The sequence below is a fragment of the Stenotrophomonas tumulicola genome, assembly GCF_014117215.1.
Lineage (GTDB): Bacteria > Pseudomonadota > Gammaproteobacteria > Xanthomonadales > Xanthomonadaceae > Stenotrophomonas > Stenotrophomonas tumulicola.
Genome location: NZ_JACGXS010000013.1, coordinates 38,976 through 52,311, shown reverse-complemented (window position 1 = coordinate 52,311; position 13,336 = coordinate 38,976). Strand labels below are relative to the sequence as shown.

At 67.6% G+C, this 13,336-nt stretch carries 11 protein-coding genes; 1 reads left to right on the top strand and 10 read right to left on the bottom strand.

The features are described 5' to 3' along the window. Positions 1 to 434: 434 nt before the first annotated feature. Positions 435 to 3,530, top strand: a complete 3,096-nt coding sequence (locus H4O11_RS17425) for a TonB-dependent receptor (RefSeq protein WP_182341491.1) — start codon at positions 435 to 437, stop codon at positions 3,528 to 3,530. Positions 3,531 to 3,994: 464 nt separating this feature from the next. Here H4O11_RS17425 and H4O11_RS17420 read toward each other — a convergent pair whose 3' ends face one another. From H4O11_RS17420 to H4O11_RS17375, 10 genes are all read right to left on the bottom strand, one after another. After that, positions 3,995 to 5,590, bottom strand: coding sequence for a calcineurin-like phosphoesterase C-terminal domain-containing protein (locus H4O11_RS17420; RefSeq protein WP_182341488.1), 1,596 nt, complete (start codon positions 5,588 to 5,590; stop codon positions 3,995 to 3,997). Between the two features lie 197 nt (positions 5,591 to 5,787). Further along, positions 5,788 to 6,408, bottom strand: a complete 621-nt coding sequence (hisIE, locus tag H4O11_RS17415) for a bifunctional phosphoribosyl-AMP cyclohydrolase/phosphoribosyl-ATP diphosphatase HisIE (protein WP_182341485.1) — start codon at positions 6,406 to 6,408, stop codon at positions 5,788 to 5,790. Beyond that, positions 6,398 to 7,174 (bottom strand): imidazole glycerol phosphate synthase subunit HisF, encoded by a 777-nt coding sequence (gene hisF / locus H4O11_RS17410; protein WP_182341482.1) that lies wholly within the window; start codon positions 7,172 to 7,174, stop codon positions 6,398 to 6,400. The genes hisIE and hisF overlap by 11 nt, the downstream gene beginning before the upstream one ends. Further along, complete coding sequence (gene hisA / locus H4O11_RS17405) at positions 7,168 to 7,902, bottom strand: 1-(5-phosphoribosyl)-5-[(5-phosphoribosylamino)methylideneamino]imidazole-4-carboxamide isomerase (protein ID WP_182341478.1); 735 nt, start codon at positions 7,900 to 7,902, stop codon at positions 7,168 to 7,170. Before hisA ends, hisF begins: the two co-directional genes overlap by 7 nt. After that, complete coding sequence (gene hisH / locus H4O11_RS17400) at positions 7,899 to 8,501, bottom strand: imidazole glycerol phosphate synthase subunit HisH (protein WP_182341475.1); 603 nt, start codon at positions 8,499 to 8,501, stop codon at positions 7,899 to 7,901. The genes hisA and hisH overlap by 4 nt, the downstream gene beginning before the upstream one ends. After that, a complete protein-coding gene (hisB, locus tag H4O11_RS17395) occupies positions 8,498 to 9,571 on the bottom strand; it encodes a bifunctional histidinol-phosphatase/imidazoleglycerol-phosphate dehydratase HisB (RefSeq protein ID WP_182341472.1) in 1,074 nt (357 codons plus the stop codon). Before hisB ends, hisH begins: the two co-directional genes overlap by 4 nt. Next, the gene (gene hisC, locus H4O11_RS17390; RefSeq protein WP_182341469.1) at positions 9,568 to 10,665 is read right to left on the bottom strand and encodes a histidinol-phosphate transaminase; all 1,098 of its coding nucleotides are present in this window, start codon (positions 10,663 to 10,665) and stop codon (positions 9,568 to 9,570) included. Before hisC ends, hisB begins: the two co-directional genes overlap by 4 nt. Next, positions 10,662 to 11,957, bottom strand: a complete 1,296-nt coding sequence (gene hisD, locus H4O11_RS17385; RefSeq protein ID WP_182341466.1) for a histidinol dehydrogenase — start codon at positions 11,955 to 11,957, stop codon at positions 10,662 to 10,664. Before hisD ends, hisC begins: the two co-directional genes overlap by 4 nt. After that, entirely contained in the window at positions 11,954 to 12,865 is a 912-nt protein-coding gene (gene hisG / locus H4O11_RS17380; RefSeq protein WP_182341463.1) for an ATP phosphoribosyltransferase, read from the bottom strand. The genes hisD and hisG overlap by 4 nt, the downstream gene beginning before the upstream one ends. A gap of 38 nt (positions 12,866 to 12,903) precedes the next feature. Continuing rightward, a complete protein-coding gene (locus tag H4O11_RS17375) occupies positions 12,904 to 13,212 on the bottom strand; it encodes a YerC/YecD family TrpR-related protein (protein WP_182341460.1) in 309 nt (102 codons plus the stop codon). Positions 13,213 to 13,336: the final 124 nt, after the last annotated feature.

Sequence of the window (13,336 nt, the reverse complement as noted above, 5' to 3'; positions counted from 1 at the left end):
GAAAGGTCACGTTCGCAGGCTCCTTGGCGGGCGGTGAGGCAGCGGCAACCAGCGCGCGGGCGTCCCACGGCAGCAACGCGCCATGCGACCCCAAATCGCTGTTTCAGCTGATTTAGATCGATTGAAGTAAACATGAACGTTCAGGCCGATGCATTCTGCGCCGCAACATGGCGATGCCGGTCGAGGCAGCGCCATTCACAAACCCTTCATATTGCGGAGCAGCATGCCAGTTGCGCCCGGGCGTGCTAAAAAATGCGCGCCAATCGTTTAGATCGATCCAACTTCAAACGGTCACGATTGCCGGGTTCGGAGCCAGACGGTGTAGCCACCAGGCGCTCTGTCCCCCTGCCCCACGCTGGAGTTGTCGGCTTCATCCATTAGATCGATTCAAGTATTCCGCATCAGCCAACAGTTCGATCCAGGAGAGGGAGAGAATGAACTACATGTCATACAAGCACGGGCGCCATACCTTGTCGGCGGCCATCGCGTTTGCCCTGGCGACCAGCGTGGCGCCGGCCAGCGTCTTCGCACAGGACGCCACCCCGCCCACCACCGCCACCACCCCCGATGCGTCCACGCCCGCCTCGCCCAGTGCCACCACGCTGGACAGCGTCAACGTCACCGGCTACCGCTACGCCATCGAAAAGAGCCTGCAGCAGAAGCGCGATGCCAATGCCGTGGTGGAAGTCATCACCGCCGAAGACGTCGGCAAGTTCCCCGACAAGAACGTCGCCGATGCGCTGCAGCGCGTGCCCGGCGTGGTGATCACCCGCGACGGCGGCGAAGGCAAGAATGTCAGCGTGCGCGGCCTCGATGCCGACCTCACCCTGACCCAGTTGAATGGCAACTACATCGCCACTTCGGAAAGCAACGACGAAGCCACGCGTTCGTTCAATTACACCCTGCTGCCATCGAACATGCTGGAGAGCGCGGAGCTGTTCAAGTCGCCCGAAGCGCGGATCGACGAGGGCGGCATCGGCGGCACGGTGATCCTGCACACCCGGCGTCCGCTGGACATGGAAGCCAACTCCGGCTTCGTCAACATCGAAGGCGTGTCCTCCGACACCAGCGATGGCGTGGACCCGCAGATGTCGGCGATGTATGCCTGGCACAGCAAGGACGAACGCTTCGGCGTGCTGATCGGCGCGACCAAGCAGAAGCGCACCAACCGCAGCATGGAAGTCACCGTCGACGACTACCAGTGGTATGGCGCCGGCACCCAGGCGGTGGATGCCTACGGCAACACGCTGGGGCAGGACGGCATCCACTACTGGTGGGGCGAATCCGGCTTCAACAACCAGACCGGCGACAACTACAGCGAATTCTTCATGCCCACGTCGGTGAACTTCGGCGTGCGCGAAGAGGAGCGCGAGCGCACCGGCGGCCAGTTGACCTTCCAGTTCAAGCCGGTCGACAACGTCACCATCACCGCCAACTACTTCCGCTTCGAACTGCAGGGCGACTACACCCTCAACCAGGCCAAGATCCCGGAATGGAACATCGCCCGCTACAACGGCGATGGCAACTGGGCCGGTGGCCGCCTTGTCAACGGCATGGACTTCGATTCCAGCGGCAGCATCGTCACCGGCGCACAGTATGAAAAACTGGCCGGCAAGGCCTATTACTGCAGCGAAGACCAGGCCGCCGCCGCTGGCCTGCCCCCGGGCGGCTGGGGACCGGATGACTGCACCATCCCCACCCCGCAGCTGAGCGGCGCCTACAGCCGCGAAAAGGCCCTGTCGCAGACCGGCGACCTGACCGTGGACTGGGAAATCAGCCCGCTGTCCAAGGTCACCTTCAAGGGCGGCCGCACCTGGTCCGAAGGCGGCCCGTCGATCAACTTCCGCATGTCGGCCAAGCCACGCCGGCAGGTGGATGGCGTGTGGCAGGCCGGCAACAACTACAGCGCGTGGGACCTGACCGGCACGCCGTCGGCCACCTTCTCGCCGGACCTGCAGGACCAGTTGATGGCCGGCATCGCCGAGATCGATACCGGCTCCACCGACTCGTCGTGGACCGAAACCAGCATCGAACAGAACTACTTCCAGGCCGACTTCACCCGCCTGTTCGAAAGCGGCTTCATCGACTCGTTCCAGTTCGGCGTGAAGTACCGCGACGGCAAGGTCCACCGCAATACCGGCAACACCTACTGGGCCTGCCAGGGTGCTGACCCGAACGACTACGAGGCGCGCTACCAGGCCGGCAACTGCGCCGACCCGGAAAAGAGCGTGGCCCAGCCGGGCTTCTTCCTGTCCAACCCGATCGACAACATCGCCGGCGGTTTCAACGCCAACGTGCTGCCCGGCATCAACTACCCCGCCTACCTGGCCTACCTCAACGATCGCTATGGCGGCATGCAGAAGCGCATCGAGCCGGACTTCGTCTACGACGTCAACGAAAAGATCTACTCGACCTACTTCCAGGCCAACTTCCGCACCGAACGGGTGCGCGGCAACCTGGGCGTGCGCCTGGTACAGACCAAGCAGCACGCGTCCTCCAGCGATTCGGTCGAGCGCTTCATGGACTACTTCGTCGATGGCCCGGACGGCAATCCGCTGGCCTGTCCGCCCGGGGCACCGCCGGCCGGCACGGTCTGCGAATCCGGCTTCGTGCGCCAGGACGTGCGCGAGAAGACCTACACGCAGTCCTCGCTGGACAAGACCTACACCGACGTACTGCCCAGCTTCAACATCGCCTGGGACATCACCGACAAGCTGGTCCTGCGTGGCGCGGCATCGAAGGTGATCGCACGTCCGGGCTACACCAGCATCGCCTACCCGGGCGGCCTGGACTACATCAGCGAGGAATACAGCAACGACCGCCGCGTGGCCGGTGGCACCACCACCCCGGGCTGGTACGGATCGGGCAGCAACAAGGAACTTGAGCCGTTCGAAGCGCTGCAGTACGACCTCGGCCTGGAGTATTACTTCCAGCCGGGCGCAGTGGCCGGCGTGGCCCTGTTCCGCAAGGACGTGGACAACTTCACCGTACCGGTGGTGGCCGACCAGCAGATGACCGTCGGCGGCGAAACCGTGACGGTGCAGAACTACTCCACCCAGGCCAATGGCCGTGACGGCGTGTCGCAGGGCGTGGAAGTCTACGGCCAGTACACGTTCGATTTCGGGCTGGGCCTGCAGGCCAACTACACCTACAACGACACCAACCTGGCTTCGATCGTGCTCAATGGCGAAAACATCGGCGCCTCGCCGCTGGTCGGCAGCGCGAAGAACCAGGCCAACGTGACCGTGTTCTACGAGAACGAAAAGTTTCTGGCGCGCGCCTCGTACAACCGTCGCGGTGAAGTGGTGGGCGGGCTGAACAACGGCATGACCCAGTACACCGAGCCCTACGACCAGCTGGACCTCAACGCCGCGTACAACCTGACCGAGTCCCTGACGCTGACCGCCTCGGTGCTCAATGCCACCAAGTCCGAGCAGCGCATCCACCTGGGCGGCGACACCAAGGCCCGGCTGCTGTCCAACATCTACAGCGGCCGGCAGCTGTACTTCGGCCTGAACTACAAGTTCTGACGGTAGAGCGGGGCCATGCCCCGCTGTTGTTGCGCGCTGTGCGCGGGTGACGGGCATGGCCCGTCACTACCGGGTTCGGTGGGCACGGTAGAGCGGGGCCATGCCCCGCTGCTGTTGCGCGCCGTGCGTGGGTGACGGGCATGGCCCGTCACTACCGGGTTCGGTGGGCATGGTAGAGCGGGGCCATGCCCCGCCGCTGTTGCGCGCTGCGCGCGGGTGACGGGCATGGCCCGTCACTACCGGGTTCGGGGGGCGTGGTAGAGCGGGGCCATGCCCCGCTGCTGTTGCGCGCTGCGCGCGGGTGACGGGCATGGCCCGTCACTACCGGGATCGGTGGGCATGGTAGAGCGGGGCCATGCCCCGCTGCTGTTGCGCGCTGCGCGCGGGTGACGGGCATGGCCCGTCACTACCAAGGCTGATGCTGCGTGGTGACGGGCATGGCCCGTCACTACCGGGGACCGTCGTTACCTGGGCTGTGCGGCCTGCAGGGTGTAACGCGTGCTGGCGTTGAACACCGCGCCGTCCGGCTGGGTCGCACGCACTTCCACCTTGTGCTCGCCCGTGGCCAGGTCGGTCGGCAATGCACCACGCCACAGGTGCGGCGACGCGGTGGCTTCCGGCGAACGGTCATAGCCACGCAGTTCGGTGGCGATATCGTCTGCGACATTCTCCACCAGCAGCCGCGGGTCCGCCTGCCGCACCTGCTTCATCGGCTGCCAGGCCGCGCCGTCGACGCGGTACTCCACGCGGGTCGCGTCCTCGCCCATGTAGACATTGGCGAACACGCCCCATGCCGGGTACGCGCCCTGGCGCAGCACCTTCGGGGCATGCAGGCCGATCTGCTCGCTTTCCGGCGCGCCGGCCACGCGGTACTGAAGGCGGTAGGTACCGTTGCCCGCCACGTCCAGCAGCGCATAGCCCTTCGGCGTACCATCGCTCATTGTACTGTCCGGCACGCCGCGGCCATCCTTCACCCCGGACCAGAACGCGCCACAGTTGGCGCCCACGTTGTATTCGTGCAGCGGCTGGTCACCGTGCCAGCCGTCTGCCGCCGCATGGTAGTAATGCTGCTGGGCATGGCTGTGGCCGCTCAGCACCAGCACGTTGCGGAAATCCTTGAGCAGGGCGAACAGCCGTTCGCGGTCGGCACGGCGGAAGGTCTCGCGTCCCGGCGCCGCATCGAACAGCGGGATATGCATGCCGAGCACCAGCAGGCGATCACGGCGCAGGCCCTTCAGGTACTGCTCGATGAAGGCGAACTGGTCCTCGCGCAGGCCACCGATGTACCTGGGCATGGCGGTCGGCTCGTACACCACGTCATCGAGGAACAGGAAGCTGGCACCCCCCTCTTCCACCGCATAGGTATCCGGCCCGTAGACCGCGCGCCAGCTGTCCAGCGAATGGGCATCGCTGGCCGCGTCGAAATCCAGGTCATGGTTGCCCGGCACATGGAACCAGGGCACGCCCAGTTGGGTGGTGACCTTGTTGATCGCCGGATACAGCGCCAGGTCATCGTTGACGATATCGCCCAGCGTGACGCCCAGCCGTGCCTTGGTCCTGCCCACCAGCGGCCGCACGATGGACGTGTCGTAATAGCCGATATCGCCCAGTGTCGCGGTCTGCGGATCGGTGAACAGCAGCATCTGGAAACCGCGGCGGTTGTCGCGGCGTTCCGGTGCCAGCGCGAAATCATAGGCGTTGGCCGGCGTGGTGGTCGGCGCGATGCCGGCATACCTGAGCGCGGGCGACCCTTGCGGAACGTAATGGCGCCAGAAGGCCGGCAATCCATCGGCGGCGGCGGGAATCTGGAAGCCCTCCGGCTTGATCACGAACACCGTGTCGCCCTCCTCCACCTGCAGCCGATAGCTGCCATCGGCGCTGGTACGGGTGATCGTGCGGCCGTTGGACACCTGCACGCCGCCCATTCCGGGATCGGTGGGGCCGCGGCCGGGCTTGCGATCGCGCTCCTGGTAGACCTTGCCGCTGATCGTCACCGGCGCGGCCCATGCAGGCACGCTGGTCAGCATCAGGCAACACAGCCAGGCGGCAGGCAATTTCATCGACACGGTTCCCCGGGAAAAGTCGCGATAGTGTAGCGCCGAGCCGTGCTTGGCGGATTTCAATTCTGCCGCTGCGCTCGCCGGGCATGGCCCGGCGCTACTTCACATCGGGCATGGCCCGGCGCTACTCCACATCGGGCATGGCCCGGCGCTACTCCACATCAGGCATGGCCCGGCGCTACCGTTCCCGCGGCACATCACCGGTGCCGCGATTCCAGCAGCGTGCGCACGTCCTGCAGCGACAACCCGCGCGCGCGCAGCAGCACCAGCAGGTGGAACACCAGGTCCGATGCTTCGCCCAGCAGTTCCTCGTCGCCCTGTGCAACGGCCGCAAGCGCGGTTTCCACGCCCTCCTCGCCCACCTTCTGCGCGATGCGGCGGATGCCGCCTTCGAACAACGAGGTGGTGTAGCTGCCTGCTGGACGCTGCGCCTCGCGCGTGGCCACCAGTTGGTCCAGTTGGCCGATGAAATCCTTCGCGGCCTGCGGAAAGCAGCTTTCCGCGCCGGTGTGGCAGGTCGGTCCCGCCGGGCGCGCCCGCACCAGCAGCGTGTCGGCATCGCAATCCACGGCGATCGACTGCACCGCCAGCACGTTGCCCGACTGTTCGCCCTTGGTCCACAGCCGCTGCCTGCCACGGCTGAAGAAGGTCATGTGGCCGGTCTCCAGCGTCGCCTGCAGCGAGGCGGCATTGACGTAGCCCAGCATCAGCACCTGCAGGCTGTCCACGTCCTGCACCACGGCCGGCAGCAGGCCATCCCCCTTGGTCCAGTCCAGCGTATCCAACGCTGCCTGGCTGGGCAGCACTTCAATAGACATCCCGCACCTCGATCTGTTGTTCGCGCAGGTAGCGCTTCAATTCCGGGATGGCGATGGTCCCGCTGTGGAACACGCTGGCCGCCAGCGCACCGTCCACGTCAGCCTGGTCGAAGACCTGCGCGAAGTGTTCAGGGCTGCCGGCACCGCCAGAGGCAATCAGCGGCACCTGGCAGGCGGCCCGTGCATGCCGCAACTGCTCCACGTCATAGCCACGGCGCACGCCATCGCTGTCCATGCAGTTGAGCACGATCTCACCGGCACCGCGGCGCTGTACCTCGCACACCCAGTCCAGCGTGCGCCGTGCCACCGCCTGGGTCTTGGCCGGGTCGCCGGTGAAACGGCGCACGCGCCATTGGCCGTCGGCCTCGCGCACCGAATCGATGCCGACCACCACGCACTGCACGCCGAACGCATCGGCCAGTTCGGTAATCAGCTCCGGCCGGCCCAATGCCGGGGAGTTGATCGAAATCTTGTCCGCGCCGGCATGCAGCACCCGCCGCGCGGTCTCCACGTCGCTGATGCCGCCGGCCACGCAGAACGGGATGTCGATCAGCCGCGCGATGCGTTCGATCCAGCCCACGTCCACGCTGCGCCCGTCCGGGCTGGCGCCGATGTCATAGAACACCAGCTCGTCCGCGCCCTGTTCACGGTAGCGCAGCGCCAGCTCGGCGATGTCGCCCATGTCCACGTGGTCGCGGAAGCGAACGCCCTTGACCACGCGCCCATCGCGCACGTCCAGGCAGGGAATGATGCGGCGGCTCAGCATGCCAGTGCTCCGGCCAGGTCCATGCGCTGCTCCAGCAGTGCCTTGCCCAGCACCGCGCCGCTGCAGCCGGCAGCCCGGGCGGCGGCAACGTCGGCAACGTCGCGGATGCCGCCGGATGCCTGGATCGCCACGCCGGGCAGCAACGCGGCCAGGTGGCGATAGAGCGCCAGGTTGGGGCCGGCCAGCATGCCGTCGCGGGCGATGTCGGTACACAGCAGGTGGCGCATGCCGGCCGCCGCATAGCGTTGCGCCAGCACGTCCAAGGTGACGCCTGCGTCCTCGGTCCAACCGTGGATGGGCAACTGCCACTGGCCCGCCTCGTCCTGGCGTGCGTCCAGCGCGATGGTGATGCGTTCGGCACCGAACTCGGCCAGCCAGCCGATCACCGCCCCGGGCTCGCGCACCGCCAGCGAACCGACCACCACCCGGCTGGCGCCGGCATCAAGGATGCGCGCCACGTCATCGCGGCCGCGCACCCCACCGCCGGTCTGCACCTGCAACCCGGCCTGCGCGCGGATCTGCGCCAGCAACGGGGCCAGCGTGTAGCCGCCCGCCCGCGCCGCATCCAGGTCGACCAGGTGCATCCAGCGTGCACCCTGCGCGGCAAACGCCTGCGCGCGCGGCAGCGGATCATCGCCGTAGCGGGTTTCCTGGGCATAGTCGCCCTGGCGCAGGCGCACCACGCGGCCCTCGCGGATGTCTAGGGCGGGATAGACGATGAAACTCATGCGGCGGTGTCCTGCAGGAAGTTGCGCAACAGCAACGCACCGGTATCACCGGAGCGCTCGGGATGGAACTGGGCGCCGAAGTAGCGGCCGTGTTCGACCACTGCACTGAACAGGCCGCCATGGTCGCAGGCCGCCACCGTGTGGGCATTCAATGGCGCGGCATAGCTGTGCACGAAGTACGCACTGGCGCGCTCGGGCAGCCCCCTCAGCAGCGGCGAGGGATGCAACGGCAACAGCCGGTTCCAGCCCATGTGCGGTACCCGGATACCGGTGGCCGGCACCAGCTTGCGCACCGTGCCGGGTACCAGGCCCAGCGCTTCCACCCCGCCCTCTTCGGAACGTTCGAACAACAACTGCATGCCCAGGCAGATGCCCAGCAACGGTACCTGCAACTGGCGCAGTGGCTCGAACAGCCCCTGTGCGTGCAGGCGCTGCATGGCCGGGACCGCCGCGCCGACGCCGGGCAGGATCACCCGCGTCGCACCGTCCAGTCCGGCCGCATCGCGCACCAGCCTTACCTGCGCACCCAAACGCTCCAGCGCAAAACGCACCGAGCCCAGGTTGGCACCACCGGCATCGATCAGGGCGACGTCGGTCACAGCGCCCCCTTGGTGCTGGGCAGCTCGTTGCCCTGCCGCGCAACCGCAGTACGCAGCGCACGGGCCAGTGCCTTGAAGCAGGCTTCCACCTTGTGGTGGTCGTTGTCGCCGCGCACCTGCAGGTTGAGGTTCAGGCCTGCGGCATCACACAGCGAACGGAAGAAATGCGGCACCAGTTCGGTCGGCAGGTCGCCGACGCGCTCGCGCTTGAACTCGCCGTCGAACACGAAATACGGCCGGCCGCTGAAATCCAGCGCGGCACTGGCCAGGCTTTCGTCCATCGGCAGGGTGAAGCCATAGCGGCCGATGCCACGCTTGTCGCCCAGTGCTTCGCGCAGCGCCTGCCCCAGCGCCAGGCCGGTGTCTTCGATGGTGTGGTGTTCGTCGATATGCAGGTCGCCTTCGGCATGGATGCGTACCGAGATGCCGCCGTGCTTGCCGATCTGCTCCAGCATGTGGTCGAAGAAGGGCAGCCCGGTGTGGATCCGTGGCTCGGCTGCCGCGTCCAGGTCCAGCTCGACGCGGATGCGCGTTTCCCTGGTATTGCGCTGGACCACCGCCGTGCGCGGTGCATCGGCCAGCGCGTGGGCGATGGCCGGCCAGTCCCAGTCACCGCCGAACTCCTCGGTGCGCAGCTGGAAGCCGCGGATATTGAGGTTGTCGGCGAACTGGATGTCGGTAGCGCGGTCGCCCACCATCGCCGAACGCGCCCAGTCGATGCTGCGGTCCTGCAGGTAGGCCGTCACCAGGCCGATGCCGGGCTTGCGCGTCGGCAGGTTTTCATGCGGCCAGCTGCGGTCGACCAGCACGTCACGGAACACGATGCCCTGGCTTTCGAAGACGTGCATCATCAGCGCGTGCGGCGCATCGAAGACGGCCTGCGGGTAGGCGTCGCTGCCCAGCCCGTCCTGGTTGCTGACGATCACGAACTGCCAGCCCGCGTCGCGCAGCTTGATCAGGGCCGGAATCACCTCCGGCACGAAGCGCAGTTTCTCGTACGCATCGATCTGGTGGTCGGCCGGCTCCTCGATCAGGGTGCCATCGCGGTCGATGAAAAGAATGGGGGTCATGCGGCGGCCCTCCGGGCCGAAAGCGCGGCAAGCACGCGTTGGTTTTCCGTGGGGCTGCCGATGCTGATGCGCAGCGCGTCGCCAAGCTGCGGCGCGGCGCGCTGGTCGCGCACCACCACCCCGGCCGCCAGCAGCGCATCGAATGCTGCTTGGGCATCCTCGAAACGTACCAGCAGGTAGTTGCCCGCAGACGGGTAGACACGGCGCACGCCTGGCAGGTCCGGCAGCCGTGCGGCCAGTCGCTCGCGTTCAACCGCCACCTCGGCGATCCGCGCGCGGGTCTGTTCCAGCACGGCCGGCTGCAATGCGGCCAGGGCCAGTTCGGCGCAGGGCTGCGGCACCGGATACGGCGCCTGGCAACGACGCAGCGCAGCGATGACCTGCGGCGCGGCCAGCAGGCTGCCGATGCGCGCGGCGGCCAGCGCATGCGCCTTGGACAGCGTGCGCAGCACGGCCAGGTTCGGATGGTCGGCCAGCAGCGCGGTGGCCGACGCCTGCGTGCTGTATTCGATGTAGGCCTCGTCCACCACCACCAGCGCCTGCCCGGCCAATGCCCGTGCGGCACGCACGATGTCGCTGGTTGCGATTTCGCTGCCGGCCGGGTTGGACGGCGAGCACAGGAACACCAGCCGTGCGCCCTGCCCGCGTGCGGTGGCGATCACCGCATCGATGTCGGCCTGCAGCCCATTCGGGCCATCCACCAGCGGCACTTCCAGCAACGGCGCACCCTGCAGCCGCGCGCACACCGCATACATGCCGAACACCGGCGGAGTGGCCAGCACCGCATCCTGGCCGGGCCGGCAGAACGCGCGCACCAGCAGGTCGATGGCCTCGTCGCTGCCGCGGCCAACCAGCACCTGCGCCGGCGATACCCCGTACAGCGCGGCCAGCGCCTGCACCAGCGCCGCCGGCTGCGGATCCGGATAGCGGCGGCTGCTGCCGCGCGCATCAGCCGGATTCGGCCATGCCGATTCATTCGCGTTCAACCACACCTCGCCCTGCTGCGCGCTGCTGCGTGCGGAGCTGTAGCCGGCGAAGGACTGCAGGTCCGGGCGCAGCAGTTCCAGCACGTCCTGCACCTTGGCGTCGTTCATGCCACCGCCTCCATGCGCACGGCCACGGCGCGCTCGTGCGCATCCAGGCCTTCGGCGCTGGCAAGCACGCGCGCACAGCCGCCGATGCCGGCGATGCCTTCGGCGCTGGCACTCTGCACGCTGATCGTGTTCTGGAAACTGGATACGCTGACACCGCTCCATGCACGCGCCGCACCTGCGGTGGGCAGCACGTGGTTGGTCCCGCTGCAGTAGTCGCCCAGTGCCTCGGGGGTGTAATCGCCCAGGAAGACCGAGCCGGCGGCCTGCACCTGGCCCAGCCAGGCACGCGGCTCGCGCAGTGCCAGGATCAGGTGCTCGGGCGCATAGCGGTTGCTGATGTCGAACGCCTCCTGCAGCCGGCCGACCAGGATCAGGCGCGAAGCCGACAGCGCCTGGCGGGCGATGGCCTGCCGCGGCAACAGCGCGACCTGGCGCTCCACTTCGGCCTCGACCGCCTGCAACAGCGCCGGGTCATCGGTCAGCAGCAGCACCTGCGAATCCGGGCCATGTTCGGCCTGCGACAGCAGGTCGGCGGCAACGAAGGTGGGGTTGGCACCGGCATCGGCGATGACCAGCACCTCCGACGGTCCGGCCGGCATGTCGATGGCCGCCACGCCGTCCTGCGCCACCTGCTGCTTGGCTTCGGTGACGAAGCTGTTGCCCGGCCCGAACAGTTTGTCGCAGGCCGGCACGCTGGCCGTGCCGTATGCCATCGCCGCGATGGCCTGTGCACCGCCCAGCTTGAAGACACGTTGCACGCCAGTCAGCCGCGCGGCCACCAGCACCGCGGGATCGGCCGTGCCATCGGCACGTGGCGGAGTGCACAGGATCACCTGAGGGCATCCGGCCAGCCCGGCCGGCACACCCAGCATCAACGCAGTGGACGGCAACGGCGCGCTGCCGGCCGGGACATACAGCCCCACCCGGCCGATCGGGCGGATCACCCGTTCGCACTGCACGCCCGGCGCGGTTTCCACCGCGTAGCCCTGGCTCATGCCCGCCTCGTGGAAGCGCGTGATGCGTGCAGCCGCCTCTTCCATGGCCGTGCGCAGTTCGGCGGAGACGGCTTTGTCGGCTGCCTCGAATTCCGCGGCGGACACTTCGATATCGTCCAGCTGCACGCCGTCGAAACGCGCGGTGATCTCGCGCAGGCCCGCATCGCCCTGCGCACGCACCTGCGCGACCAGGGTGGCCACCGCTTCGCGCGTCCGTACGGCGACGGCCTGCACCGGGCGCAGCAACGCCTCGCTGCGTGCCGGTTCATCCAGTTGTGACCAGGTAAGACGATTCATGCCAGCGACCGCTCCACGCTCAAGACCATCAACTGCTGGGCGCCGGCGCGCTCCAGCTCTTCCATCCGCTGCCAGGTCAGCGGGCCCGGGCACATCGTCTGCAACCGCAGCGCACCCTCGTCGGCCGGCAGCCGCACCAGCGGTTCGGCGTCGGCCAGCAGTTTCTCCAGTGCGGGCACGTTGGCCTGCTCGGCGCGGAACATCAGCAGCTTGCGGTCCTGCACCTGCACCACGCCATCCAGGCGGCGCAGCAGCATCGCCATCAGCGCGCCGCGCGCATCGTCCGGGCTGCGCACCGCACCGGCCAGCACCGCCTCGCTGTCCAGCAGCGTTTCCACCGGCTTGAGCTGGTTCGCACGCAGCGTGGCGCCGCTGGATACCAGGTCGCAGATGAGGTCTGCAGTGCCAAGGCGCGGGGCGATCTCCACCGAACCGGACAGTTCCACCACCTGCGCATCGATCGCGCGCGCGGCCAGCCAGTCCTTCAGGATGGCCGGGTAGCTGGTGGCGATGCGGGTACCGGACAGCTGCGCCGGTCCCTGCCACTCCCATTCGTCGGGCACCGCCAGCATCAGGCGGCACTGGCCGAAGCCCAGCCCGCGCAGCGCATGGAACGCCGGCGCCAGGCCTGCCTGCACGCGTGCGGCACCCTGCTCGTCCAGTTCGTTGCGGCCGACGATGCCCAGGTCGCAGACGCCATCGGCGATCAGCCCCGGGATGTCATCGTCGCGCACCAGCAGCAGGTCCACCGGCAGCGATTCGCCGTAGCAGAACAGCTTGTCGCGGCTCTCGCGCCAGCTCAGGCCACAGGCGCTGAGCAGGGCGCGGGCCGGCTCGGCCAACCGCCCGTTCTTCTGGATGGCGATACGCAGCCGGTCGCGTGCCGGGGCTGCCTGGATTGCACTCATGGGGAAAGTCTCTTGGGAATTCGGTCGATGCGTGTGGGTCAACGCGCTGCAGTGCGGGCAATGGCCGCTGCATAGCCGCGATGACCGTGTTCCAGCGTGCGCGCCACCCGTCCGGTGGTGGTCACGCTGACGCCGGTGCGCTCGTGGATTTCACGGTACGGCACGCCCTGCTGCAGCAATGGCACCACTTTCCAGCGGTCGGCCATGGCTTCCAGCTCGGCCGGCGTGCACAGGTCACGCAGGAACGCACCGACCTCGGCCGGGTCGCGCAGGGCGGCAAAGGCCTTGGCCAATGCGGCCAGGTCGGCCTGGGTGTCTTTCTGGTCGGGGGCAGGACGGGCTTTCATGGGGGTCGCAATCGGTATTAATGTAATAGCGCGTTAGTACATTAGCGCAAACATCAACCCAGGTCAAACCGGGGAAACGAAAACGCCCACCGGATGGGTGGGCGTTCTACGTGCTACATGCGTG

Excerpts from the sequence above, each read along its gene's own strand:
- H4O11_RS17425 (WP_182341491.1), top strand. The coding sequence starts at position 435 with ATGAACTACATGTCATACAAGCACGGGCGCCATACCTTGTCGGCGGCC.
- H4O11_RS17420 (WP_182341488.1), bottom strand. The coding sequence starts at position 5,590 with ATGAAATTGCCTGCCGCCTGGCTGTGTTGCCTGATGCTGACCAGCGTG.
- hisIE (WP_182341485.1), bottom strand. The coding sequence starts at position 6,408 with ATGTCTATTGAAGTGCTGCCCAGCCAGGCAGCGTTGGATACGCTGGAC.
- hisF (WP_182341482.1), bottom strand. The coding sequence starts at position 7,174 with ATGCTGAGCCGCCGCATCATTCCCTGCCTGGACGTGCGCGATGGGCGC.
- hisA (WP_182341478.1), bottom strand. The coding sequence starts at position 7,902 with ATGAGTTTCATCGTCTATCCCGCCCTAGACATCCGCGAGGGCCGCGTG.
- hisB (WP_182341472.1), bottom strand. The coding sequence starts at position 9,571 with ATGACCCCCATTCTTTTCATCGACCGCGATGGCACCCTGATCGAGGAG.
- hisC (WP_182341469.1), bottom strand. The coding sequence starts at position 10,665 with ATGAACGACGCCAAGGTGCAGGACGTGCTGGAACTGCTGCGCCCGGAC.
- hisD (WP_182341466.1), bottom strand. The coding sequence starts at position 11,957 with ATGAATCGTCTTACCTGGTCACAACTGGATGAACCGGCACGCAGCGAG.
- hisG (WP_182341463.1), bottom strand. The coding sequence starts at position 12,865 with ATGAGTGCAATCCAGGCAGCCCCGGCACGCGACCGGCTGCGTATCGCC.
- H4O11_RS17375 (WP_182341460.1), bottom strand. The coding sequence starts at position 13,212 with ATGAAAGCCCGTCCTGCCCCCGACCAGAAAGACACCCAGGCCGACCTG.